Source organism: Peptoniphilus harei, assembly GCF_900454685.1.
Taxonomy (GTDB): domain Bacteria; phylum Bacillota; class Clostridia; order Tissierellales; family Peptoniphilaceae; genus Peptoniphilus_A; species Peptoniphilus_A harei.
The window spans coordinates 312,120-336,995 of sequence record NZ_UATM01000032.1 but is presented as its reverse complement, the minus strand read 5'-3'; the positions used below and the strand labels follow the sequence as shown (position 1 = coordinate 336,995).

Here is a 24,876-nt window from a genome sequence, read left to right as displayed (position 1 = left end):
GAACTATGAAGGACAATTTTATAGATGATATTCCTGAAGAAGTTCAGACGGATATATCTAGTTTCAATGAGAAAGAAAAGTTAATAAGTAACTTATCCCAAATCTTTAAGGCCCTGTCAGACCCAACAAGGATAAAAATTATTTATGCCTTGATGAAGGGTCCCCTATGCGTATCCGATATTTCTGAACTACTTGGCATGAGCCAGTCATCAATATCCCATCAACTTGCCCTACTTAGGTCCCAAAACCTAATCAAGGTAAAGAGACGCGGGAGAAGGGCCTACTATTCCCTAGATGATGATCACGTCCTCTGCATTTTTAAGGATGGACTAGAACATGCTGAGCATAAGTTGTAGCTTTTAGATAAAAATTTATAAAACCTTATAAAAGTTATTTATTATAGAAGAAAGTCAAAAGGTTTGATTTTATAAAGGACCTTGGAGTATAATGAAATTGTAATGAGGAGGAATAAAAATGAGTAAAGTAACAGTATATACAAGTAACACTTGTCCTTATTGCACAATGGCAAAAGACTATCTTAAGGATAAGGAAGTTGCCTTTGAAGAAAAAAATGTGCAAACAGACAAGGAAGCAAGACAAGAATTAATGGCAATGGGATATACAGGAGTTCCTGTAATCTGCGTTGACGACGAACAAATCGTTGGATTCGACAAGGCTAGATTAGACGAATTGCTAAAATAATTTTAAAATAAGATAAAAATAGATGCTTTGCGGCATCTATTTTTTTGTGACAAGTGATGATTGGTGGGTGTAGATGAATTTTATTTCAGTATTATTAATAGGAGTGGGCCTTTCCATGGATGCCTTTGCAGCAGCCATTTGTAAGGGGCTTGCAATTAAGAAAAACTTTCTTGAGAAGTCCCTTGTGATAGCCCTCTTCTTTGGAGTCTTCCAAGGACTTATGCCTCTTATTGGATATCAACTAGGGTCTATCTTTGCAGAGAAACTTCAGGCAATGGATCACTGGATTGCCTTTGTCCTTCTTGGGCTAATTGGACTTAACATGATAAGAGAGGCGAGAGACAAGACTTGTCCTGTGGAAGAAGATAGGCTTGACATAAAAAATCTTTTTATGCTTGCTATTGCAACTTCCATTGACGCCTTGGCAGTTGGAGTCTCCTTTGCCTTTTTAAAAATAAGAATTTCTCTTGCAGTCCTAGTGATTGGGCTTACAACTTTTATAATTTCCTTTGCTGGGGTTCAAATAGGAAAGTTCTTTGGCATAGCCTTAAAGGACAAGGCCCAAGTTGCAGGTGGAGTAATCTTGATTTTATTGGGGACAAAAATTTTAGTGGAACACCTAGGCTTACTTACCTTATAAAAAGTATACATTAATAGAAAAATTTAAAATAATATTATGATGAGAACTTCCAAGATAATCTTGGGAGTTTTTTTTGTTGAGAATTTTTATTTTAAATCTTGCAGATTTTTGTAAGTTCAAAATTTTTTATAAAGTCATAAAGTTTTATAACTTTACAAATTTTTATGAAGTTACAAATTATTGAAACTTTATAGTTTACTGGTGACACATCAAAAAATTTGCCACTAGCAATCTTATTAAAATTCAAAATCATTTTGTGAAAAAAGTTTTATGAGAATTAAAGGCATAAAACAAACTCACGAGGAGTAAGTAAATTAAAATTAAAAAAAATTTATCAAAAATTCAAAGCTTAATCAATAAAAAGCAAAAATAATCTATAAATAATAGAAAGAAAAAAGAAAAAGATCAGAAGACAATTAAAATTTACAAAAAGATAAGATTTTCAGATTTCAATATGATAAAGGATAAAATAAATTTTTTGAATTTTCACTTAGTCAAAGATTTTGCCTATAAAATAAAAATTTAAGAGAAAATAAATTATAATTAAATCTTTTTTTAACAAATGTAATCAATAATTAAAAATATTTAAAATTTGTTCAACTTATGAATTTTCCTAAAAAGGCTTTCCTTTATTTTGATTAATATTTAATGTATAATTAATTTGCAAAAGATTTTGATTAATCGATGATACATAGAGTTTTTTAATTGAATTAATTAAAGGTCTTTGTTATAATATTCCTAAAAGCTGGAATGGATTCCGTAATATGAAACCACTTGGGGAGGTGTGATAATGTTAGGAGATGTTAGTCTTACCCTTGGGGAAGCCTTTGGAGTAGCGTTGACAGGTTTATGCGTAGTTTTCTTGGCTCTTATATCTTTATTAATAGCAATTGTTGTTATTACTAAGGTAGTGGGAGCTATACAAGGTAAGGAAGACGATAAAAAATCAAGTCAAGGAGCTAAAAAGGCTCAACCAAAAGCAGCAGCACCAGTTGATAACTCAATGGACCCTGCACTTTTAGCAGCAATAGTTGGAGCAATCAGCATGGAAGAAAGATCGAAAGTTGAAAGTTTTAGAATCGTATCTATAAACGAAAAGAAATAAATTATTTTAAATTATTCTATTATTTATGAAAAGGAGAAATTAATGAAATATCAAGTTAAAGTAGATGGAAAAGTTTTTGAAGTAGAAGTTGAAAAAGTTGGTGGAGGATATGCATCACTTACACCAGCATCACTAACAGCAGCACCTGCAGCTCCAGCAGCACCAGCTCCTCAAGCAGCAGCACCTGCACCAGCTCCAGCAGCACCAGCGGCTCCTGCAGCACCGGCACCAGCACCTGCAGCTCCAGCAGCAGCACCAGCAGGCGGAGCAGGAGATGTTGTAGCACCAATGCCAGGAACTGTTCTTAAAGTTAATGTTAACAATGGAGATACAGTGGCAGAAGGAGATGTAATTCTTATTCTTGAAGCTATGAAGATGGAAAACGAAATCGTAGCTCCATGTGCAGGTAAAGTAACACTTAATGTTAAAGCTGGAGAAACAGTAGATACTGACGCAGTACTAGCAAGTGTACAATAATAGGGAGGTCAAAAACTTATGTTAATTGAAACATTACAGGGAATACTGGCCGAATCAGGGTTCGCAGCCTTGCAATGGCAAAATGTCGTAATGTTTATCGTATCCTTCATATTAATTTATTTAGCAGTTAAAAAAGAATACGAACCACTATTACTTCTTCCTATTGCCTTTGGTATGCTTTTAAGAAACTTACCACTAGCAGGCCTAATGGATGTGGCAGACCCTTGGCAATCTTCAGGTGTTCTAGCTATTATGTATAACGGTGTTAAGTCCAACCTATTCCCATGTCTAATTTTTATGGGTGTTGGTACAATGACTGACTTCGGTCCACTTATTGCAAATCCTATTTCACTTATTCTAGGATCAGCAGCACAATTTGGTATTTATGTTGCCTTTATTATTGCTGTTAAACTTGGATTTACAGGTCCAGAAGCAGCATCAATTGCTATTATAGGTGGAGCAGACGGCCCAACAGCTATCTTTACTACATCACAACTAGCACCACACCTACTTGCACCAATAGCAGTAGCAGCTTATTCATACATGGCGCTTATCCCTATGATTCAACCGCCAATTATGAAGGCACTTACTACTGAAAAAGAAAGAAAAACAGTTATGACATCACTAAGAAAAGTAACTAAACTAGAAAAGGTAATTTTCCCAGTTGTAGTTGTACTTTTCACATCACTACTTCTTCCAGACGTAGCACCACTTCTTGGTATGCTAATGCTTGGAAACCTATTTAAGGAATCTGGAGTAGTTAATAGATTATCAGACACTGCACAAAATGCTCTTATGAACATTGTTACTATCATGCTTGGTGTAACAGTAGGAGCTACAGCAGACGGAACAACTTTCCTACAACCAGCAACAATTAAAATTATTGCTCTTGGACTTTTAGCGTTCTGTTTTGCAACAGCAGGCGGTGTTATATTTGGTAAAATTTTATATGTAGCAACAGGTGGAAAAATTAATCCACTAATTGGATCAGCTGGTGTATCAGCAGTACCAATGGCAGCGCGTGTTTCACAAGTTGAAGGTAGAAAATACAATCCTACTAACTTCTTACTAATGCACGCAATGGGACCTAACGTTGCGGGAGTTATTGGCTCAGCCGTAGCAGCAGGTACATTCTTAATTCTATTTAGTCATTAATTCATTCAGCTCCATCGTGAGCTGAATATTTATGCAATCAAGTTATATATGGAACAATAAGGAGGTTTTAACTTGAGTAAAGTAATGAATCTTAAAGACGCCATAGCAAAATATGTTGAAGATGGCGACGTAATCTCTTTTGGGGGATTCACAACAAACAGAAAGCCTTACGCAGCAGTAAACGAAATCCTACGTCAAGGACAAAAGGACTTTATCGTTGAAGCAGGACCTGCAGGAGGGGACTGGGACACACTAATTGGAGCTGGCAGAGTGAAAGCATACATAAATTGCTACACTGCTAACTCAGGATATACAAACGTATCAAGAAGATTTAGAGCAGCAGTTGAAAAGGGAGAACTTCTAATGGAAGACTACTCTCAAGACGTTGAAATGCAAAGAATTCACGCAGCTGCACTTGGACTTCCATACCTACCAGTTAGACTTATGATGGGTTCAAGTTTAGTAGACGAATGGGGTATTTCTAAAGAAGAAAGACAAAAAATCGACAAACTTCCAGATGACAAATTCATCTATGTTGAAAACCCATTCAAAAAAGGTGAAAAATTAGTTGCAGCACCAGTTCCAGAAATTGATACTGCAGTAATTCACGTACAAATGGCTTCTCCAGATGGAACTACAAGAATTCTTGGAAACACATTCCACGACGTTGACATTGCAATCGCAGCAAGAAAAGTTATTGTAACTTGCGAAGAACTTGTAAGTGACGAATACATTAAGAAATTCAATGCTGACGAAAACAAGATTCCAGGATTCTGTGTTGACGCAGTAGTTCACGCACCATTTGGAGCTCACCCTTCACAATGTTACAAATACTACGACTATGATGCTGATTTCTACAAGATGTACAATGTTAAATCAAAGACAGAAGAAGATTTCAATGCATTCTTAGACGAATGGGTGTACGGAGTTGAAGATCACGATGCATACCTTAACAAACTAGGCGCAACTAGAGTAATTGGACTTAAGGATGTTCCAGGATTTGGATACGCAACTGACGTACTAAAGAAGGGAGAAGAAAAATAATGGCTAGATACGACAACTATACTAATAAAGAAATGCAAGCAGTTACAATTGCAAGACAAATTAAAGATGGTCAAATCGCAATTGTAGGTACAGGACTACCACTAATTGGTGCTTCTCTTGCAAAGACAGTTTATGCTCCTAACTGCTACCTAATCGTAGAATCAGGACTAATGGACTGTGATCCAATCGAAGTTCCAAGATCAGTTGGTGACAACAGATTTATGGCACACTGTGGTGTTCACTGGACAAACGCAACATACGTTGGATTCCAAGCTAACGAATGGAAACACGACAAGAAGAGAATGATCGCATTTATCGGTGGAGCTCAAATCGACCCATACGGAAATGTTAACTCTACAGTAATCGGTGACTACCACCACCCTAAGACAAGATTCACAGGATCTGGTGGAGCTAACGGTATTGCAACTTATGTAAACACAATTATCATGATGCAACACGAAAAGAGAAGATTCATGGATAAAATCGACTACATCACTTCTCCAGGTTGGATCGACGGCCCTGGTGGAAGAACTAGAGTAGGTATTCCTGAAAATGTTGGACCACAAATGGTTGTAACTGATAAGGGTATCTTAAAATTCGATGAAGAAACTAAGAGAATGTATCTTGCAGGATATTATCCATCTTCATCTCCAGAAGATGTAATCGAAAACACTGGATTTGACATTGACGTATCTCGTGCAGTTGAACTTGAAGCACCAGACGAAGATGTAATTAAATTAATCAGAGAAGAAATAGACCCAGGCGAAGCTTTCATAAAGAAGCCTGTTGAAGAATAATATAGGAGGACAAATGGCACAATATTCACTTGCTTCATATTTCCAAAATATGAAGACAATTGGAAATCCTTTAAAAGCAGTAGATGAAGAAAACTTCAATCAACTAAGAGAAATTGAAGAAGAAATTAGAGAATACGCTGAAAAGGCTCTTTCCGCTGGTAAACCAGATGAAAAAGTAAATGAACGTGGCGAAATGACAGCACTTCAAAGAATTGCTGAACTTATTGACGAAGGTACATGGTGCCCACTAAACACAATTTACAATCCTGGTGAAAATGATCACGGTACTACTGGTATCGTAAAGGGACTTGCTAAAGTTGACGACAGATGGGTTTACATTGTTGCCAGCGATAACAAGAAACTTGCAGGTGCTTGGATTGCAGGACAAGCTGATGACCTTCTAAGAGCATCAGACACTGCTGAAAGACTTAGAATTCCACTAGTTTATATCCTAAACTGTTCTGGTGTTAAACTTGACGAACAAGAAAAAGTTTATCCAAACAGACGTGGTGGCGGTACTCCTTTCTACAGAAACTCAAGACTTAACCAATGTGGAGTTCCTGTAATTGTTGGTATCTATGGTACTAACCCAGCAGGTGGTGGATACCACTCAATTTCACCTACAATTATTGTTGCACACAAGGATGCAAACATGGCTGTTGGTGGAGCTGGAATCCTTGGCGGTATGAATCCTAAGGGATATATCGACGAAGAAGGAGCTAACCAAATTGCAGATCAAACTGCAAATGCTAAGAAAACAACTCCTCCAGGATCAGTTGGCGTTCACTTCGCACAAACTGGTTTCATGAGAGAATGTTACGTTGAAGAAGAAGGAGTACTTGAAGGTATTAGAAAATATCTTTCAATGCTTCCTAAATATGAAAGAGAATTCTTCAGAGTAGACGATCCAAAGAATCCACTATATGACCCTAACGATATGTACTCAATAATTCCACAAAATGGTAAAAAGGCATATGATGTTTATGACGTAATTTCAAGACTATTTGATGGTTCTGAATTTATGGAATACAAAAAGGGATACGGTAGAGAAATGGTAACTGGACTTGCAAAAGTTAACGGACTTTTAGTTGGTGTTGTAGCTAACGTTCAAGGTCTATTAATGGGCTATCCAGAATACTACAATGATCCAAAACACATCTCTATTGGTGGAAAGCTTTATAGACAAGGTCTAATAAAGATGAACGAATTCGTGACACTATGTGCTAGAGACAGACTTCCTATTATCTGGCTACAAGATACTACTGGTATCGACGTAGGTGATGATGCAGAAAAGGCTGAATTATTAGGACTTGGTCAATCACTTATTTATTCAATCCAAAACTCTAACCTTCCACAAATGGAAATTACAATGAGAAAGGGTACTGCGGCAGCTCACTATGTACTTGGTGGACCTCAAGGAAACGACACTAACGCATTCTCACTTGGTTCTGCAGCAACTGAAATCAACGTAATGAATGGAGAAACAGCAGCTACAGCAATGTACTCTAGAAGACTTGCTAAGGATAAAAAGGCTGGTAAAGACCTACAACCTACAATTGACAAGATGAACGATTTAATTCAAGACTACGCTGAAAAATCAAAACCATTCTCTTGTGCTAAGTACGGTCTAGTAGACGAAATAGTAAACATGAATCTATGGAGAAACTACATCATCGCTTTCACTGAAAGTGTGTACCAAGATCCAGAATCTATTTGTCCAGTTCACCAAATGCTTACTCCAAGAATAATTAGAGATTACGACAGACTAAATAATATTAAATAATATAAAAATATGACAATTTTATTGGATAATCTCAAAAGGATTATCCAATATTTTTGTACATGACAATTTACCTTACTATAAGTAAAGAATAGTATTCTAAAGATATAAATAGTAAAGTCTCAAGTCCATAGAAGCCCAGAAAACTCAACTTCTTGGCCCTGTGCCTTTTTGACAAAGATACATAAGTATAGTAGAATTAAGAAGAGTAAGATATTAGTTTTAATTAAAGAGGAGATTGTATGGCAGAAGCTATTTATACAATGGGAGTCGATATTGGTTCGACTGCTTCAAAGAGTATTATTTTAAAAGATGGTAAAGAAATTATTTCAAGCTCTTGTATAGATGTAGGAGCTGGAACAAGTGGACCGTCAAGAACAATAAAAGAAACTCTTGAGAGTGCTAACTTGACAAGAGAGGACATATCTTATGTTATGGCTACTGGATACGGCAGAACTTCATTAGAAGAGGCTGATTTTCAAATGTCTGAACTTTCCTGTCACGCTAAGGGAGCGTACTTCTTATTCCCAAATGTGCGTACAATCATTGATATCGGTGGACAAGATGCCAAGGCTCTAAAAATTGGAGACAATGGTATGCTTGAAAACTTTGTTATGAATGATAAGTGTGCAGCTGGAACTGGAAGATTCTTAGATGTTATCGCAAAGGTTCTTGAAGTGGATGTTTCCAAACTAGAAGAATTAGACGAACTGTCTACTAAAGACGTTAGTATTTCTTCTACTTGCACAGTTTTCGCTGAATCAGAAGTTATTTCACAACTTGCAAGTGGAACGAAGATTGAAGATATAGTTAAGGGGATTCACCAATCAATAGCAGCAAGAGTTGGTTCTATTGCAAAGAGGGTTGGTTTAAATGATGACATAGTATTTACAGGTGGTGTTGCTTTAAATAAGGGCATGCAAAGAGCTCTTGAAGAAAACACAGGACATAAGATCCACACTTCACCATTATGTCAACTAAATGGTGCTCTTGGAGCAGCACTATTTGGATATCAAAAGTGTAAATTGGAAAAATTAAAAGAAGAAAAGGCTAATGCATAATTTATTTTAGGAGGTAAACTATGGCTGAAAAAATTCAAAAAATACCTGGTAAAAAACCAAGACCAATCGAAGGAAACATTCCTGCAGCTCAAGCACTAAGAAATGTAGTAGATAGAGTTTACGGAGCAGCATGGGATGCTAAAAAAAGAGGAGAACTAGTTGGATGGTCATCATCTAAATTCCCTATTGAGCTTGCAAAGGCATTCGGACTACACGCTGTATATCCAGAAAACCACGCAGCTACAACTGCAGCTAAAAAAGACGGTTTAAGACTTTGTCAAACAGCTGAAGATATGGGATATGACAACGACATTTGTGGTTACGCAAGAATTTCACTTGCTTACGCAGCTGGAGAACCAACTGACTCAAGAAAAATGCCACAACCAGACTTCGTACTTTGCTGTAACAACATCTGTAACATGATGACTAAATGGTATGAAAACATTGCAAGAATGCACGACATTCCAATGATCATGATTGACATTCCATTCCAAAACACAGTTGATGTACCTGAAGAAAAAGTTGATTACTTAATGGGCCAATTCGAATATGCTATTCACCAACTTGAAAAACTTACTGGTAAGAAGTTTGATGAAAAGAAATTCGAAGAAGCTTGTCAAATTGCAAACAGAACTGCTGCTGCATGGTTAAAGGCTTGTTCATACATGGCTTACGAACCATCTCCACTTTCTGGATTTGACCTATTTAACCACATGGCAGACATTGTTGCTGCAAGATGTGAAATTGACGCAGCAGAAGGTTTTGAACTTCTAGCTGAAGAATATGAACAATCAGTTAAGGAAGGAACTTCTACTTGGGAATACCCAGAAGAACACAGAATCCTATTTGAAGGTATACCTTGCTGGCCAGGACTAAGAAACCTATTTGAACCATTAAAACAAAATGGAGTTAACGTAACTGCAGTAGTATATGCACCTGCTTTCGGTTTCCAATACACAACTGTTAGAGAAATGGCTGCAGCTTACTGTAAGGCACCTTGTTCAGTATGTATCGAAGACGGTGTTGAATGGAGAGAAACAATGGCTAAAGAAAACGGAGTTTCTGGAGCACTTGTTAACTACAATAGATCTTGTAAACCATGGTCAGGAGCAATGCCTGAAATCGAAAGAAGATGGAGAGAAGACCTTGACATTCCAGTAGTTCACTTTGACGGTGACCAAGCTGACGAAAGAAACTTCTCTCAAGAACAATACAAGACAAGAGTTCAAGGTTTAGTTGAAATCATGAACGAAAGAAAGGCAGATAGAATCGCTAAGGGCGAAGACATCTACACTAACTTCGAAAACACTAAAGAAACTGATTGGTCTAAGACTACAATTTAATAGGGGTGCAAAATGACTGATATAAAAGAATTATTAAAAGAATTTAAAAATATAGCAGAAAATGGAAGAGAACAAATCGACAAGTACCTTGATCAAGGTAAAAAAGTAGTTGGTGTATTCCCTTACTACGCACCTGAAGAAATTATCTATGCAGGTGGACTTGTTCCATTTGGAGTTTGGGGAGGACAAGGCCCAATTGATAAGGCAAAAGAATACTTCCCAACATTCTACTACTCACTAGCACTTAGATGTCTAGAAATGGGTCTTGACGGATCACTTGACGGACTTAGCGCATCAATGATTACAACTCTTGATGATACACTAAGACCATTCTCTCAAAACTACAAAGTTTCTGTTGGTAGAGAAATCCCTATGGTATTCTTAAACCACGCACAACACAGAAAAGAAGAATTTGGTAAGACATACAATGCTAAAATCTTCAAACAAGCTGCTGAAAGACTTGAAGAAATCTGTGACGTTAAGATAACTGACGAAAACCTTAAGAAGGCTTTCGAGGTTTACAACGAAAACAGAGCTCTTAAGAGAGAATTTGTTAAACTTTGTGGAGACTATTCACAAACTATTAAAGCATCTGACAGAAGTCACGTTCTTAAGGCATCACACCACATGCTAAAAGACGAGCACAACAAGATGTTAAAAGAACTTATTGAAGCTCTTAAGGCTATGCCAAAAGAAGAATGTAAGGGACCAAGAGTAGTAACTTCTGGTGTTATCACTGATAACCCTGCACTTCTAGAAGTTCTTGATAACTTTAACGTTTGTGTAGTTGCAGACGACGTTGCAGCTGAATCAAGAGGATTCAAGGTTGACGTTGATACTTCAATCGAAGATCCATACATGGCACTTGCTGACCAATTCGCAAGAATGGACGAAGATCCAATTCTTTACGACCCAGACATTTGGAAGAGACCAAAATATGTTGTTGACCTAGCAGTTGATAACGACGCTGATGGTTGTCTGTTATTCATGATGACATTCAACGATACAGAAGAAATGGAATATCCATCACTAAAACAAGCTTACGAAAAAGCTGGTATTCCACTAATCAAACTTGGTTATGACCAACAAATGACTGACTTTGGTCAAGCTAAGACTCAACTTGAAACATTTAACGAAATGGTTCAACTTAATAGAATGTAATAAAATAATATAAATTTTTAAGACGCTGAGTGATCGGCGTCTTTTTTTATTTAATTTTGAAATTAACTTACTAAAGCTTTTATAAAATTAGGGTAAATTACGAGATTACAGAAAATTATAAGATTGTAAATAATTGCGAGATTGCAAAAAATTATGACTTTGATAATAATTATAAGATTGTAAATAATTACGAGATTGCAGATAATTATTAGCTTATAAATAAGTATGAGGATATAAATAATTGATAAGAAGCAAGAATTTATTAGAGAAGAATTTATTTTTATTTATTATTTTAAAATTACCTATTACTAAACTTTAAAGAATAAAAAATTTATAAATTACTAATGTATGTTACTTGACAGATTAAGACAAAAACAAATTGAAATAAATAGACATAATTGTAAAAGATGGCCTATGTGATAAAATTAAAATTACTAGAAGAATTAGCCTATAGTATTAAAAGTTTTAGGATATAAATTTTATAAAATTTGATAAAAAATATAAAGAAAGAAGGTAACTATGGAAATTTTAATTTTAAGAGAAGAAGATATTTTAGAAGCAGTTGACATTAAAGATATAATTGAAGCAGACAAGGAAGCTCTAAAAAACTACAGTAATGGTGGATCAGATATACCACTAAGAACTGTAATTGACGTAGATAAAGACTCATCAAGTACTGCAATTTTTATGCCGGGATTTATCAAGGACAAGAATGCTCTTGGAATGAAAATAATCGACATCTATCCAGAAAATATTGACAAGGGTCTAGTTAGCGCTCCATCCACAATGATTTTAATTGACAAGGAAAATGGATTTGTTAAGGCAATTCTTGATGGAACGATCCTTACAAGATTAAGAACTGGTGCAGTTTCAGGTGCAGCCACAGAAGTCCTAGCCAATGAGGGTGCAAAAACCTTCCTATTAATAGGAACTGGTGGCCAAGCATCAACTCAGCTTGAGGCAGTCCTAGCAGTAAGAGACATAGAAAAAGCCTATGTATGTGATGTGAACTATGAAAGAGCAGAGAAGTTTGCAGAAGAAATGAATGAAAGATTAAAAAAATATGGAGCAGAAATTATCCCTATTGCAAATTCTGATGAAGTTATAGGAGAAGTAGACATAATAACCACTGTGACAACTGCTAAGAAGCCTGTCTTTGACGGCAACAAGGTGAAGAAGGGTGTACATGTCAATAGTGTTGGCTCTTATACACCAGACATGCAAGAGACTCCCCTAGAACTATTGGTAAGGGCTGACAAGATTTTCACTGACACCAATGAAGGTGTAATTGAAGAAGCAGGCGACGTCATAATCCCAATTAGTGAAGGGAAGATTTCTAAAGAAAAAGTTGAACATGAACTTGGTAATCTCCTTCTTGGAAAAGAAGTGGGAAGGGAGTCAAAGAATGAAATTACATGGTTTAAGACCGTTGGTTTTGCAGGTCTTGATCTTGTAGCAGGAGAAAAAATATATCAACTGGCAAAAGAAAAGGGAATAGGTACAAAAATAGAAATGTAAATAAATTTATAGACTGTTGCTTACAAGCAGCAGTTTTTTTTATGTAAGTATAAAATTAAAATGAGAAAAATTATTTTAAGAGTCTTAAAGCTTTATAAGATATGATTTATAAAAATGTGGTTGATAAAGGATTAGAAAAAGTCTTTATCCTCAATATTGTTTTTAATATTTTAAATAAAATAGATTTAAGATCTTACTATCTTTCATAAATTGTAAAAAAATGAGTTTGGTATTTTAAAGAAATATTAATTTGATTTAAGACAAGTGTGAAATACTAAACTGTATAAGTTAAATTAGAATACTTAAGTTAGGATAAGTTGGAATTTATTTTAAAGTAGGATAATAAGAAGGACTCCTTATAAAAAAGATTTCTAATAAGTATGACAAGTGCTTGGATAATAAAAAATGACAATAAAAAAACTGTTGCCCGAAAGCAACAGTTTATAATTAATTATTAGTCTTCTTTAACAACAGTGTTTTCTTCGAAAGCTCTGTGGTCAAGTTTTTCGATACCAGCTGGAATATGAACTTCATGGATGTTATTCTTTCTGAAAGCATACATGTCGATTTCCTTAATGTTCTTAGGTAATTCAATTTCTGTAAGGTTGTTCTTGTAGAAAGCACTTACGCCAATGAATTCAACTGTATCAGGAATTGCAATTTCACCGATTTCATTTAGTGAGAAAGCATTATCGCCGATAAATTCAACTTCTTCTGGTAACTTAACGTCAGTTAATTTGTTTCTGTAGAAAGCATAAGCGTCAATCTTCTTAACTGCATCAGGAATTTCTACTTCAGTAAGGTTGTTAACACCAAAAGCTTCGTATTGAATTTCTTCTACTGTTTCAGGAATTACAACAGAGTTAAGTTTTCTTCTGAAGAAGCATTGTTCTCCAATAACTCTGATCTTAGTTCCGTCTGGTCCTTCAGTAGGCACTACCATATCAAATAATTCTTCATTTTTGATTTTGTCTTTGCCCTTTCTTGTCATGCCCTTTAGAACATCACCGTCAAAAATAAAATCATCAAACTCCCAAGGTTTTTCCATAATATGTACGTCCTCCCCCTAATTAAAATTTTTTCTTATCTACATTATAACATAAGGACCAAAAATTATAAAGGAAGCTTGTTAATTAGGCGAAGTATGAACACTTTTTATGATAAAAAACTTCTTTTTTACTAAAAGTTTGAATTAGATAAAATTTGTTACGAAATATAAAATAATATTTTAAAGTGGGTAAGAATATAATGAAAAGAGATTTTAAGATAAGTAAATAATATGTAAAATTTAAAAAAATGCTTAGGAAAATGTAATCACAGCTTGACTATATCATGTTATTAATGTATCATGTTAAATTAAATATTGTAGAAGTGTAATGTTTATTCAAAAGGAGGGCAAAATGTATAATAAAAAATTTTTTGAAGATATGATGGAGATGCAAAAAAATATTTTTGAAAACCAAAAGGAAGCCTATGGCAAGTTTATGGATTCTTTTAACCTTGGAACTTTTAATCCCCTTTACTCAAATATGTATATGAATAATTTTAAAAATCCAATGGACTTTTTAAAGGATTATAATAAGTTTAACCAAAATTTTGAAAATAATTTTAAGGAATTCTTCTTAAGAGTGCCAGGATATGAGGATGCTATTGATGCTTACAAGAAGAATATGGAATTTTTGAACAAGCTTTACCTTGCTTATGGTGATTTTTACAAGGACCTTGATCTTGTGGCTGCACAAAACAAATTAATTGAATTATTCGAACTTTACAGTGACGAATTAGTAGAGATGTCTAAAAAATATTTCTACAAATTAATACCTGATTCTTATTACACTGTGCTAGAAAACTTTAATTTAGAAAAGTTTATAAGACCAGCTATTGAAAATTCAAAGAGATCAATTGATTTTTATGAAGATGCCATAAATAATAGGCCAGAAATTTTAGTTGAGGATGTAAAGAATTTCTACCAAGGAATTATTGACAAGATGTATGAAATGCCAACTATTGGCATAAGCGAAGAAGAAAAAGCAAAGTCTAAAGAGGATTTAGAAAATTATCTAGAACTACAAGTAAAATTATTAGACTTTAACCTCTTCCTTGAAAAGAAAAATCAAGAAACTGCCCTTAAGGCTCAAAGAGCTTATATTGAAGGACTTGAAACAGAAGGATCATTAGAGGACTTTGCAGATTTCTACAAATTCTATATTAATAACTTTGAAAAGGCCTACAAGGAACTTATAAATTCTAGTGATTACAAGGAAAAGGTTCAAGAAGTATTAGATCTTGTGGAAAAAAATAAAGATTTCTACAAGGACAGACTTTCAGAAAAATTAGCAGAATTTCCTATTGCAACAGCAAAGGATTTAGAAGAATTTATGCGTGATATTCAAGATCTTTCTAAGGATTTTTACGATGTAAAGAAATCTAAATCAAGCCTAGAGAGAAAGGTAACTAAGATAAAAAATGATTCTGAAAAAGAAATTAAGGCCCTAAAGGAAGAAGTTGCAAAATTAAAGGAAGAAAATCAAAAGGCAAAAGTTGAAGCCGATGAGGCACTTAAAAAAGAGCTTGAAGAATTAAAGAAGGAATTAACTGTCTTAAAAAATGAAATGAAGAAAAATAAATAAGTTTTATAATTTTTATTATTAAAAGTCTGTGGTTTTTGCCACAGATTTTTTTTGGGAATTTTTAATATCTTATTTTGTTAGTATTATTCGGCAATTATTTATCGATAAACAATAAATAATTATTGACATTCATAAAATGGATTTATATAATCTAGGAAAAGGAGGAAGTTATGAAATCTTTTAGAGTTAAATTTATTGGAGGACTTTTGATACTTGCTATTTTAATCTTAAGTGCTGGCCTCTATGGAGTTTATAAATTTTCTGGGATAGTGGCAGGAATCTACCCTATGTTTATGAATATGAAGTATCCCATGATGGTCTTGTGCCAAGCCATGATCTTGGGTCTTATCCTTGCCCTAGTCTTTGGACTCTTGGCCTTAAAAAATTATGGAGAGGACAGGGTTTTTGAAAGGATAAGAGAAGATGAGAGAGCTAAAGCCAATCTTAATTGACAAGTATATACTTGCTGCCCTAAGGGAAGACATGACTAGTGGTGACATAACAACAGATTCAATTTTAAAAGATGAGAAGGCTGAAGTAAATTTAATTGCAAAGGACAAGGGAATTCTTGCAGGCCTTGATGTATTTAAGAGGGTATTTGAACTTTTAGACGAAGATGTGACCTTGTTAAAGAGGGGATTGTCCTAAAAGAAGAAAATGATCTTACGATTTGAGGTGTTCTATGGGAAAAATAATTGTTGACTTAGATGTTGAACTTGCAAAAAATAAGATGACCTTGACAGAATTATCTGAAGAAGTTGGAATTAGTCTTTCTAATCTTTCTATTTTAAAGACAAATAAGGCAAGAGCCATAAGATTTTCCACACTTTCAGAAATTTGTAGGGTTTTAAATTGTCAGGTTGGAGATATTTTACGCTACGAGGGTGATGAAGATGAAGGATAAAAAATTTAAAAGAGTTTTAATTACAATGTTTATAATTTTTCTTGCTGCCATACCCCTCTTGTTTCTCTTGTCTGATCCAAGAGACCAGGCAGTAAAAGAAGTGGAAAATGAATTTGGCATAAAGTTTCCTAAGTCTGTGAAGAGGGAGAAAGAACTTTATAAGGAGCCAAGCTTTCATGGAGATGGAGAGGCTGCAATTTTATTTTCCTTTGATAAGAATGATAGTGAAGAGATAAAAAAGTCTTTAAAAGATTATTATGTTGCAAAGGATGATAACAAACTATCCCAAATAGAAACCTGTTACTTACAAGTTGAAAAGAGAGGATTTAATCCTTCTCTTGATTTAAACAATGAAATTTATTTCAAAGCAACTTCAGAATATGTCTTTGAAGGTATGTATGGAAATTTCGTAGCCCTAATACTTGATGAAGACAAGGGAGAAATTTTATATTTAGAATGGGACACTTAAAGTAAACTTGATAAGGGAAATCAATTAGAAAGTTATAAAAAGAGACTCATTAGAGTCTTTTTTTAGTGAATGAAACTTAATAATTTTCTCTAAGTAAAAAATTAAAAATCTACTTCAAGAAGTTTTAAATTAATTATGAGGGGTAATTCTTATATGAAAGCTTTATATGTTACATTAAAGTAAAATAAGGAGTGTAATATGACAAAACCAAACATTAATTTAGATAAAAAGTATGGCCTATTTATTGGCGGAGAATTTGTTGAAAGTGAAAATGGAGATAGCTTAGATGTATTTTGTCCAGCTGATGGCGAAAAACTAGCATCAATTGCTCAAGCATCTGAAGCTGATGTAGATAAGGCTGTTAAGGCAGCTTGGGAAGGCTACAATGAATACAAAAAGACAAATAGATACGAAAGAGCAAAAATATTAAACAAGATTGCTGATATAATTGATGAAAATGCCGACCATCTTGCTATGGTTGAAACCCTAGATAATGGTAAACCAATTAGGGAAACAAGAAATATTGATATTCCACTAGCATCTGAACACTTTAGATACTTTGCAGGAGCAATCCTAGCTGAAGAAGGAAGTGCCAATGCTATTGATGGCAACACTTTATCAATTGTTCTTCGTGAACCACTTGGAGTTGTTGGACAAATTATTCCATGGAACTTCCCATTCCTAATGGCAGCATGGAAATTATCTCCAGCCCTAGCAGCAGGTGATGCAGTTGTAATTAAACCATCTTCAACAACTTCACTTTCACTACTAGAACTTATGAAGTTGATAAAAGATGTAGTGCCAAAGGGAGTTATCAACGTTGTAACAGGATCTGGATCTAAGTCTGGTGAATACCTACAACACCATGAAGGACTTTCAAAACTTGCCTTCACAGGTTCAACTGAAGTTGGGTACAAGATTGCAGAAGCTGCAGCAGAAAAATTAATTCCAGCTACTCTAGAACTTGGTGGTAAATCAGCTAACATCTTCTTTGATGACTGTGACATGGACCTTGCAATAGACGGACTTGCTATGGGTATCCTATTTAACCAAGGTCAAGTATGCTGTGCAGGTTCAAGAGTTTTCGTTCACGAAGATATCTATGATGAATTTGTTGAAAAGGCAATCGAAAAATTCAAGAATATAAAAGTTGGACTACCTTGGGAAGAAGACACACAAGTTGGAGCTCAAGTAAATAAATCACAAACTGAAAAAGTTCTTGGCTATGTAGAAGTTGCTAGAAAAGAAGGAGCAACTATTGCAGTTGGTGGAGAAAAGGCTACAAAGAATGGCACAGAAAATGGGTACTTCACTATGCCAACTCTTATAACAAATGCTGACAACGACATGAAGGTTGCAAGAGAAGAAATCTTTGGACCAGTTGCAGTTGTAATCAAGTTCAAAGACGAAGATGAAGTTATTAAGATGGCAAATGACTCAGACTACGGTCTAGCAGGAGCTGTTTGGACAAGAGATATCAACAAGGCAATAAGAGTTGCAAGAGGAATCGAAACTGGTAGAGTTTGGGTTAACACTTATAACCAACTTCCAGCAGGAGCACCTTTTGGCGGCTACAAAAAATCTGGTATTGGTAGAGAAAACCACAAGATGATGCTTGACGCTTACTCTCAAGTTAAGAATATCTTTATTGATACTTCTGAAAAAACTTCAGGACTTTACTAAAAATTGTTTATAAATAAATAGAATAATAAAATAAGAAAAGGGCTAATAGTTTTTACTATAGCCCTTTTACATTTTCAAAAATAAATTTCAAATATTATTTAAGAATTATTAAATTTTAAATTACATACCCATGCCCATTTTTGTAGCAATGTCCAAGAATTTTGTAATAATTAGTGCATTTGTAAAGTTTGAAATAAATCCACCAATTACTGGAACAACGAAGAAGGCAAGTTTAGAAAATCTATATTTGTCACAAACTGTCTTCATTGTAGTCATAGAAACTGGAACAGCTCCTGTTGAGAAGCCAAGGTGACCTACTGCCATAACAGCTGCATCGTAATTCTTGCCAAGTAGTCTAAATGACAAGAAGTATGTGAACGCTAGAACAAGAACAATTTGTGCAAGAAGAAGTACAATTAGTTGAGGTCCTAGGTCTGCAAGTTGCCACAACTTCATACTTACAATTGACATAGATACGAATAGTGCAAGAGAGAAATCTCCTACAGTATCAATTGCTTCTAGAAGTGAATCTTCGGATCTTCCAGTCTTGTCAAGAAAGACTCTTACAAGGATACCACCAAGCATAGAGCAAACGTGAATTGGAATATTAGCTCCAGTCTTTTGTAGACCTAAGAAAAATAATTGACCAAGACCACAAGCAAAGACCAACATATTGACAGAAGAAACCATTGTCTTCTTGTTCATCATAACAGTCTTAGCAGTATCAACAATAGTTGTATCTTGATTGTCTAGTTCTGGATCTTCAAATCCAAATCTTTTAACTATGAAGTTACCATAAGGTCCCCCAATAAGTGAACCTGCAATTAGTCCAAAAGTTGCAGATGCAATAGCAACTTCCATAGCAGCAGATTGACCAGCTTTAACAGCTATTGGTGCGAAACTTGCTGCGTTACCGTGTCCACCAGTCATTGGGATTGAACCAGTCATCATTGAGATTAGTGGATGAACTCCCATAGCATTACCAACTCTAAGTGCAACTGCGTTTTGACAAGCAGCAAGTATGGCAGCTAAGGCTGCAAAGATAACTACTAGCTTTCCACCTTGTTTTAAAAGTGAGAGGCTGGCTGCAGCTCCACTAGCCGCAAAGAATAGACAATAGAATAAAGTGTTAACTGTCTTAAAGTCAAAGTTAGGTTCCATAATGCCTGCGTAGTATAAAATCATAGTTATAATAGATACAATAGTGCCACCAACTACGGCTGAAGGCAGACAGTACTTAACTAGGACAGGAAATTTCTTTCTCATGAAATCTCCCAGATAAATGGCTAATACGCCAAGTAGTAGAGTTTCGAACATGCCGAACTCGATTACCATTCTTTCCATCTTTTTCCTCCAAAAAAATATTTTTTAAATTAATACTATTAATTAGCATAGATTAATAATATTAATTCCATATAATTATAATTGATTGAAAATCTTAAATCAAGAAAACTTTCCTATATTATCATACAAAAGTACAAAAAGACTGATAAATGTGATAAAATAAAAATAATTAATAAGAAGAAATACTAAATTAATAAACAGGAGTGATATTATGACAATTGTAAAACCATCAACCCTTCCAGGTTTTATGGAACTACTACCAAAGGATCAAATTCTCTTTAATGAGATGAAAGACATTATAAGAAAAAATTTTGAAAAGCACGGCTTTTTGCCAATAGATACTCCAGTTATAGAAAAATCTGAAGTCCTACTTGCAAAGGGCGGTGGAGAAACTGAAAAACAAATCTATAGGTTCTCAAAGGGCGACACAGACATGAGCCTTAGGTTTGACTTAACAGTTCCCCTAGCAAGATACACTGTAGAACACATGAACGATCTATCCTTCCCTTTTAAGAGATATCAAATAGGAAAGGTCTACAGGGGAGAAAAGGCTCAAAAAGGAAGATTTAGAGAGTTTTACCAATGTGATATTGACACAATTGGCATGGGAGAACTTTCCCTTGTAAATGATGCAGAATTCCCAGTAGTAATCTTCCACACCTTTAAGGACCTGGGCTTTACAGATTTTACAATCCACCTAAACAATAGAAAAATCTTAAAGGGCTTCTTCTCATCACTTGGCATTGAAGACTCAATGAATGTCTTGAGGACAGTTGATAAGCTAGACAAGATTGGGGAAGAAAAAGTTCTTGAAGAATTGGGAGAAAATGGAATAGGAAGAGATTCTGGAGAAAAAATCCTAGAATTTATAAAGATTAAGGGTTCAGTTGATGAAATTCTTGAACAATTAAGAGACCTAAAAATTGAAGACGAAATCTTCCAAGAAGGCCTTGATGAACTTACACAAGTTATTGGCTACATGAGAGACTTTGGCATAGACGAAGACTGCTTCAACATAGACCTTAAGATTGCAAGAGGACTTGACTACTACACAGGCACAGTTTATGAAACTACTCTTGATAATTATCCAAAGATTGGATCAGTTTGCTCTGGTGGAAGGTATGAAGACCTTGCAAGTTATTACACAGACAAGACTCTTCCAGGAGTTGGAATTTCTATTGGACTTTCAAGACTTTTCTATCAATTAAATGAAGCAAAGATAATTTCTAGTGAAGAAAAGTCCTTAGTTGATTTATTAATCATCCCAATGGATGACTGCGTTCACGATGGAATAAAACTTCTAAGTGAACTTAGGGAAAAGGGAGTAAGAGTTTCTGTCTACACAGAATTTGCAAAATTAAAGAAGAAATTTAAGTATGCAGACCAAACAAAGGTTGACTATGTAATAGTTCTTGGCGAAGAAGAAATAAAATCAAGGAAGTATAGTTTGAAGGATATGAAGACAGGAGACCAAGAAGAAGTTACTTTTGATGAGTTGGTTGAAAGATTTAAAAAATAGGTGCGAGTCACAAGTCTGATACTCATTATAGAGTCGTATTAGGCTTGTTCCCTGCATAAGGTTCTTCATCAGCTCAGCCATCTCAATGTTCGGATAAATTGTGAAGATAATTAAAATTTTAGACAAAATGACTTATAAACTTTGAAATTATCGGTTTTTAAGTCATTTTTTGTTGCACTTTTTTTTATTTAAGCTTAAAATAGGATAGAAACATGAAGAAATGAGATGAGATTTTTTGAAAAGACAAGATATAAGAAATATAGCTATTATTGCCCACGTTGACCACGGTAAGACTACCCTCGTTGATGCCCTTTTAAGACAATCAGGTATCTTTAGGGAAAACCAAAAGGTTAATGACAGGGTCATGGACTCCAACGACATTGAAAAGGAAAGAGGAATCACTATCCTTTCCAAGAACACTGCAGTGAACCATAATGGAACAAAGATTAATATTATTGACACTCCAGGACACGCTGACTTCGGTGGCGAAGTTGAACGTGTTTTAAAAATGGTAAACGGCGTTGTCCTACTAGTAGATGCCTTTGAAGGTCCAATGCCACAAACTAAGTTTGTATTAAAAAAGTCCTTTGAACTTAACCTTCCAGTTATTGTCTGCATCAACAAGGTAGACAGACCAGAAGCAAGACCACTTGAAGTAGTGGACGAAGTTCTTGATTTATTCATCGAACTTGGTGCTGATGAATCAGTTCTTGAATGTCCTTTTGTATTTGCATCAGCAAAACAAGGGATTGCTGCACTTGATGTAGATGACAAGATGGAAAATATGGATCCACTTTTTGAAACTATTATCAAGTACATTCCAGGACCAGAACAAAGAGACGACGAACCTTTCAAACTTTTGATTTCAACAATTGACTACAACGAATATATTGGAAGAATTGGTATTGGAAAAATTGAACAAGGTATTATTAATGAAAATGACAAGCTTGTTAGGGTTAATAAACTAGATCCAGACTTTAAAGAAAACATAAAGATTGCACAAATTTATGAATTTGAAGGCCTAGATAGGGTTGAAGTTGACTCATCAAGGTCAGGTTCCATTGTTGCAGTAACTGGTATCGAAGACATCAACATTGGAGATACAATTGCTTCAACAGAAGACACAGAAGCTCTTGAGTTTGTAAAAATTTCTGAGCCAACAATTTCCATGAACTTCTCTGTAAATGACTCACCTTTCGCAGGAAGGGTAGGTAAGTTCTTGACTTCAAGACAAATCAAGGCAAGACTTGACAGAGAATTACAAACTGACGTAGGACTAAGAGTTGAAGAAACTGACACTACTGACTCCTTTAAGGTTTCTGGTAGGGGAGAACTCCACCTTTCTGTTTTAATTGAAAACATGAGACGTGAAGGCTATGAATTTCAAGTTTCTAAGCCACAAGTTCTTTATAAATCAGATGAAAATGGTAAAAAGTTAGAGCCAACTGAAAGAGTAACAATAGATGTTGACAATGTCTACGCAGGTTCTGTCATAGAAAAGCTTGGCAGGAGAAAGGGAGAACTTGTTAATATTGTTGAACCTAATGGCGGTTACCAAAGACTTGAATTTATTATTCCATCAAGGGGACTTATTGGTTACAGGACAGAATTTTTGACTGACACAAAGGGTTCTGGAATCCTAAATTCTATCTTTGAATCTTATGTACCATTTAAGGGAGATATCCCAAGAAGGGTCAATGCTTCTATAGTTTCCTTTGATACAGGTACTGCTTCAGCTTATGGACTTAACAATGCCCAAGAACGTGGTACCCTATTTGTTGAGCCAGGTGAAGATGTTTACGAAGGCCAAGTTGTTGGTGAATCACCAAAGGGTGTTGAAATCGAAGTTTCTGTTACTAAGTCAAAGAAGCAAACTAACGTAAGGGCATCAGGTTCTGACGAAGCCCTAAGACTTTCTCCAGTAAAAAAGATGAGTCTTGAAGAAGCCCTAGAATTTATTGAAGATGACGAACTAATAGAAATTACACCTAACGAGTTTAGGCTTAGAAAGAAAATTTTAAATTCACAAACTAGATATAAATCAAAGAAAAATAAATAATTTTATGAAAGGAGCAGAAGATGTTTAGTGCATATTTTGGGATGTTGAAAAACTTTGCCCAAGTTTATTCAATACTATTTATTATAAATTTATTAGTATCTACTTTTATAATTGTATTTGACAAAAAGAAGCCAACATCCACACTTTTATGGGTAATGGCTATTAACTTCTTGCCAGTTGTTGGATTTATCTTCTATCTTTTTATAGGACAAGATATATCAAAGTCCAAGATATTTAGCGGCAAAAGTAAGAAAGATGAAATCCTAAGCAAAGAGTCCCAGGCCCAATTAAGAGACATAAAGAATAAAAACTTTAGGTTTTCAAAAAAAAGAACGGCACAATATCTCGACATGATTGAGATGTTTAACAAGGCCGAGAACGAAATGCTCTACACTGACAACAAGGTGGAAATTTTTAACGACGGTGTAGAAAAATTTGATGCCCTCTTTGAAGACTTGAGAAAAGCTAAACATACAATTTACGTTCAATACTATATTTTTAAATCAGATGAACTTTCTACTGAATTTATGGATATACTAAAGTCAAAGGCCAAGGAAGGCCTTGACGTTTACTTATTAGTTGACGGCATGGGTGTCAGGAAGATGAAACTAAGGGACAGGAAGTCTCTTGAAGAGAGGGCGTTAAGTTTGCCATCTTCTTCCCAGGAATTATAGATAAGATCAACACCCACATCAACTACAGAAACCACAGGAAGATTGCTGTAATCGACAAGAGAATAGGTTATGTTGGCGGCTTCAACGTTGGAGACGAATATGTGTCCAAGGGTCCCATGGGCTATTGGAGAGATACCCACCTAAGGATTGAAGGACCGGCAGTCAATGGACTTGCTTGGAGATTTTTCCTAGACTTTAAGTTTGCATCAGATGCTCCAACAAAGGGCTTCACAACAGAAATTTTTCCAGAATTAGAAGATGGAGTAGACATAAATGTTGTCACAAGTGGACCTGACACCAAGGCTGACTCCATAAGAAATGGCTATGAGAAACTTATAACTTCTGCAAGGAAGGAACTTTACATCCAAACTCCTTACTTTGTTCCCGACGAAGGACTTCTAAAGGCAATAAAGGTTGCTGCCCTAAGTGGGGTTGATGTTCACTTAATGTTCCCAGCTAAGCGTGACCACCTCTTTGTTCACTGGGCATCACTATCTTTCTTGGGAGAACTTTTAAAGTGGGGAGCCCATGTCTACCAATACGAGGGTGGCTTTCTTCATACAAAGATAGTCATTGCAGATGATTATCTATCTACAGTTGGGACAGCTAACTTTGACATAAGATCTTTTGAACTAAACTTCGAAGTCAATGCCTTTCTTTATGATGAAAGATTAAATAAAAAGTTAAAGGAAGACTTTATGAAAGACCTCGAATCTTGCACAGAAATAACTAAAGAAATTTATGCCAAGAGATCTAGATTTACTAAAGTCCGTGAATCCTTCTCAAGACTTTTATCTCCGCTATTATAAGT

General features: G+C 35.1%; 25 protein-coding genes. 23 read left to right on the top strand and 2 right to left on the bottom strand.

All coding sequences use genetic code 11. The features are described 5' to 3' along the window. The first annotated feature begins 5 nt into the window (after nt 1–5). The 13 genes from DRZ96_RS03015 (at nt 6) to DRZ96_RS02955 (ending at nt 12,783) form a co-directional block, all read left to right on the top strand. Complete coding sequence (locus tag DRZ96_RS03015; RefSeq protein WP_112889527.1) at nt 6–356, top strand: ArsR/SmtB family transcription factor; 351 nt, start codon at nt 6–8, stop codon at nt 354–356. Nucleotides 357–474: 118 nt separating this feature from the next. Further along, entirely contained in the window at nt 475–702 is a 228-nt protein-coding gene (locus DRZ96_RS03010; protein ID WP_070699939.1) for a glutaredoxin family protein, read from the top strand. A 73-nt stretch (nt 703–775) separates the two neighbouring features. Beyond that, nucleotides 776–1,342 carry a manganese efflux pump MntP gene (locus DRZ96_RS03005; protein ID WP_112889526.1) on the top strand — a complete coding sequence of 189 codons (567 nt, stop codon included), beginning with the start codon at nt 776–778 and terminating at the stop codon, nt 1,340–1,342. A 790-nt stretch (nt 1,343–2,132) separates the two neighbouring features. Next, on the top strand, nt 2,133–2,447 hold the full coding sequence (locus tag DRZ96_RS03000; RefSeq protein ID WP_112889525.1) for an OadG family protein: 315 nt from the start codon (nt 2,133–2,135) through the stop codon (nt 2,445–2,447). A gap of 42 nt (nt 2,448–2,489) precedes the next feature. After that, entirely contained in the window at nt 2,490–2,924 is a 435-nt protein-coding gene (locus tag DRZ96_RS02995) for a biotin/lipoyl-containing protein (RefSeq protein WP_112889524.1), read from the top strand. A gap of 18 nt (nt 2,925–2,942) precedes the next feature. Continuing rightward, nucleotides 2,943–4,079: a sodium ion-translocating decarboxylase subunit beta gene (locus DRZ96_RS02990; protein WP_112889523.1), complete on the top strand. Its 1,137-nt coding sequence runs from the start codon at nt 2,943–2,945 to the stop codon at nt 4,077–4,079. A gap of 72 nt (nt 4,080–4,151) precedes the next feature. Then, nucleotides 4,152–5,123 (top strand): glutaconate CoA-transferase subunit A, encoded by a 972-nt coding sequence (gene gctA, locus DRZ96_RS02985; RefSeq protein ID WP_112889522.1) that lies wholly within the window; start codon nt 4,152–4,154, stop codon nt 5,121–5,123. After that, nucleotides 5,123–5,920: a glutaconate CoA-transferase subunit B gene (gene gctB, locus DRZ96_RS02980; protein WP_112889521.1), complete on the top strand. Its 798-nt coding sequence runs from the start codon at nt 5,123–5,125 to the stop codon at nt 5,918–5,920. The genes gctA and gctB overlap by 1 nt, the downstream gene beginning before the upstream one ends. A 13-nt stretch (nt 5,921–5,933) precedes the next feature. After that, nucleotides 5,934–7,703: an acyl-CoA carboxylase subunit beta gene (locus tag DRZ96_RS02975; protein WP_070699933.1), complete on the top strand. Its 1,770-nt coding sequence runs from the start codon at nt 5,934–5,936 to the stop codon at nt 7,701–7,703. Nucleotides 7,704–7,942: 239 nt separating this feature from the next. Next, the gene (locus tag DRZ96_RS02970; protein WP_112889520.1) at nt 7,943–8,761 is read left to right on the top strand and encodes an acyl-CoA dehydratase activase; all 819 of its coding nucleotides are present in this window, start codon (nt 7,943–7,945) and stop codon (nt 8,759–8,761) included. 20 nt (nt 8,762–8,781) lie between these two features. After that, nucleotides 8,782–10,104 carry a 2-hydroxyacyl-CoA dehydratase subunit D gene (locus tag DRZ96_RS02965; protein WP_070699931.1) on the top strand — a complete coding sequence of 441 codons (1,323 nt, stop codon included), beginning with the start codon at nt 8,782–8,784 and terminating at the stop codon, nt 10,102–10,104. A gap of 12 nt (nt 10,105–10,116) precedes the next feature. Then, nucleotides 10,117–11,265: a 2-hydroxyacyl-CoA dehydratase subunit D gene (locus DRZ96_RS02960; RefSeq protein WP_112889268.1), complete on the top strand. Its 1,149-nt coding sequence runs from the start codon at nt 10,117–10,119 to the stop codon at nt 11,263–11,265. Nucleotides 11,266–11,784: 519 nt separating this feature from the next. Then, the gene (locus tag DRZ96_RS02955) at nt 11,785–12,783 is read left to right on the top strand and encodes an ornithine cyclodeaminase family protein (protein ID WP_112889519.1); all 999 of its coding nucleotides are present in this window, start codon (nt 11,785–11,787) and stop codon (nt 12,781–12,783) included. Nucleotides 12,784–13,237: 454 nt separating this feature from the next. Here the strand turns inward: DRZ96_RS02955 and DRZ96_RS02950 are convergent, their stop codons facing one another. Beyond that, the gene (locus DRZ96_RS02950; protein WP_070699928.1) at nt 13,238–13,831 is read right to left on the bottom strand and encodes a leucine-rich repeat domain-containing protein; all 594 of its coding nucleotides are present in this window, start codon (nt 13,829–13,831) and stop codon (nt 13,238–13,240) included. Between the two features lie 352 nt (nt 13,832–14,183). Between DRZ96_RS02950 and DRZ96_RS02945 the strand changes: the two genes are divergently transcribed. The 6 genes from DRZ96_RS02945 to DRZ96_RS02920 all read left to right on the top strand — a co-directional run bounded on the left by DRZ96_RS02945 (nt 14,184) and on the right by DRZ96_RS02920 (nt 18,469). Beyond that, entirely contained in the window at nt 14,184–15,413 is a 1,230-nt protein-coding gene (locus tag DRZ96_RS02945; RefSeq protein ID WP_112889518.1) for a poly(R)-hydroxyalkanoic acid synthase subunit PhaE, read from the top strand. Between the two features lie 170 nt (nt 15,414–15,583). Then, a complete protein-coding gene (locus tag DRZ96_RS02940; RefSeq protein WP_174886803.1) occupies nt 15,584–15,865 on the top strand; it encodes a hypothetical protein in 282 nt (93 codons plus the stop codon). Next, nucleotides 15,837–16,061: a beta/alpha barrel domain-containing protein gene (locus DRZ96_RS02935; RefSeq protein ID WP_236587219.1), complete on the top strand. Its 225-nt coding sequence runs from the start codon at nt 15,837–15,839 to the stop codon at nt 16,059–16,061. The genes DRZ96_RS02940 and DRZ96_RS02935 overlap by 29 nt, the downstream gene beginning before the upstream one ends. A gap of 34 nt (nt 16,062–16,095) precedes the next feature. Further along, a complete protein-coding gene (locus DRZ96_RS02930; protein ID WP_112889517.1) occupies nt 16,096–16,317 on the top strand; it encodes a helix-turn-helix domain-containing protein in 222 nt (73 codons plus the stop codon). After that, nucleotides 16,307–16,786 carry a hypothetical protein gene (locus DRZ96_RS02925; protein ID WP_112890567.1) on the top strand — a complete coding sequence of 160 codons (480 nt, stop codon included), beginning with the start codon at nt 16,307–16,309 and terminating at the stop codon, nt 16,784–16,786. The genes DRZ96_RS02930 and DRZ96_RS02925 overlap by 11 nt, the downstream gene beginning before the upstream one ends. Nucleotides 16,787–16,984: 198 nt before the next feature. Beyond that, nucleotides 16,985–18,469 carry an aldehyde dehydrogenase family protein gene (locus tag DRZ96_RS02920; RefSeq protein WP_112889516.1) on the top strand — a complete coding sequence of 495 codons (1,485 nt, stop codon included), beginning with the start codon at nt 16,985–16,987 and terminating at the stop codon, nt 18,467–18,469. 120 nt (nt 18,470–18,589) lie between these two features. Here the strand turns inward: DRZ96_RS02920 and DRZ96_RS02915 are convergent, their stop codons facing one another. Beyond that, on the bottom strand, nt 18,590–19,813 hold the full coding sequence (locus DRZ96_RS02915; protein WP_112889515.1) for a sodium/glutamate symporter: 1,224 nt from the start codon (nt 19,811–19,813) through the stop codon (nt 18,590–18,592). A 211-nt stretch (nt 19,814–20,024) separates the two neighbouring features. Between DRZ96_RS02915 and hisS the strand changes: the two genes are divergently transcribed. The 4 genes from hisS (at nt 20,025) to cls (ending at nt 24,874) form a co-directional block, all read left to right on the top strand. Next, nucleotides 20,025–21,332 (top strand): histidine--tRNA ligase, encoded by a 1,308-nt coding sequence (hisS, locus tag DRZ96_RS02910; RefSeq protein WP_112889514.1) that lies wholly within the window; start codon nt 20,025–20,027, stop codon nt 21,330–21,332. 235 nt (nt 21,333–21,567) lie between these two features. Continuing rightward, the gene (gene typA / locus DRZ96_RS02905) at nt 21,568–23,391 is read left to right on the top strand and encodes a translational GTPase TypA (RefSeq protein WP_112889513.1); all 1,824 of its coding nucleotides are present in this window, start codon (nt 21,568–21,570) and stop codon (nt 23,389–23,391) included. A gap of 20 nt (nt 23,392–23,411) precedes the next feature. Further along, entirely contained in the window at nt 23,412–24,065 is a 654-nt protein-coding gene (locus tag DRZ96_RS11610; RefSeq protein ID WP_236587218.1) for a PLDc N-terminal domain-containing protein, read from the top strand. Then, the gene (gene cls / locus DRZ96_RS11605; RefSeq protein WP_306344732.1) at nt 24,044–24,874 is read left to right on the top strand and encodes a cardiolipin synthase; all 831 of its coding nucleotides are present in this window, start codon (nt 24,044–24,046) and stop codon (nt 24,872–24,874) included. The genes DRZ96_RS11610 and cls overlap by 22 nt, the downstream gene beginning before the upstream one ends. Nucleotides 24,875–24,876: the final 2 nt, after the last annotated feature.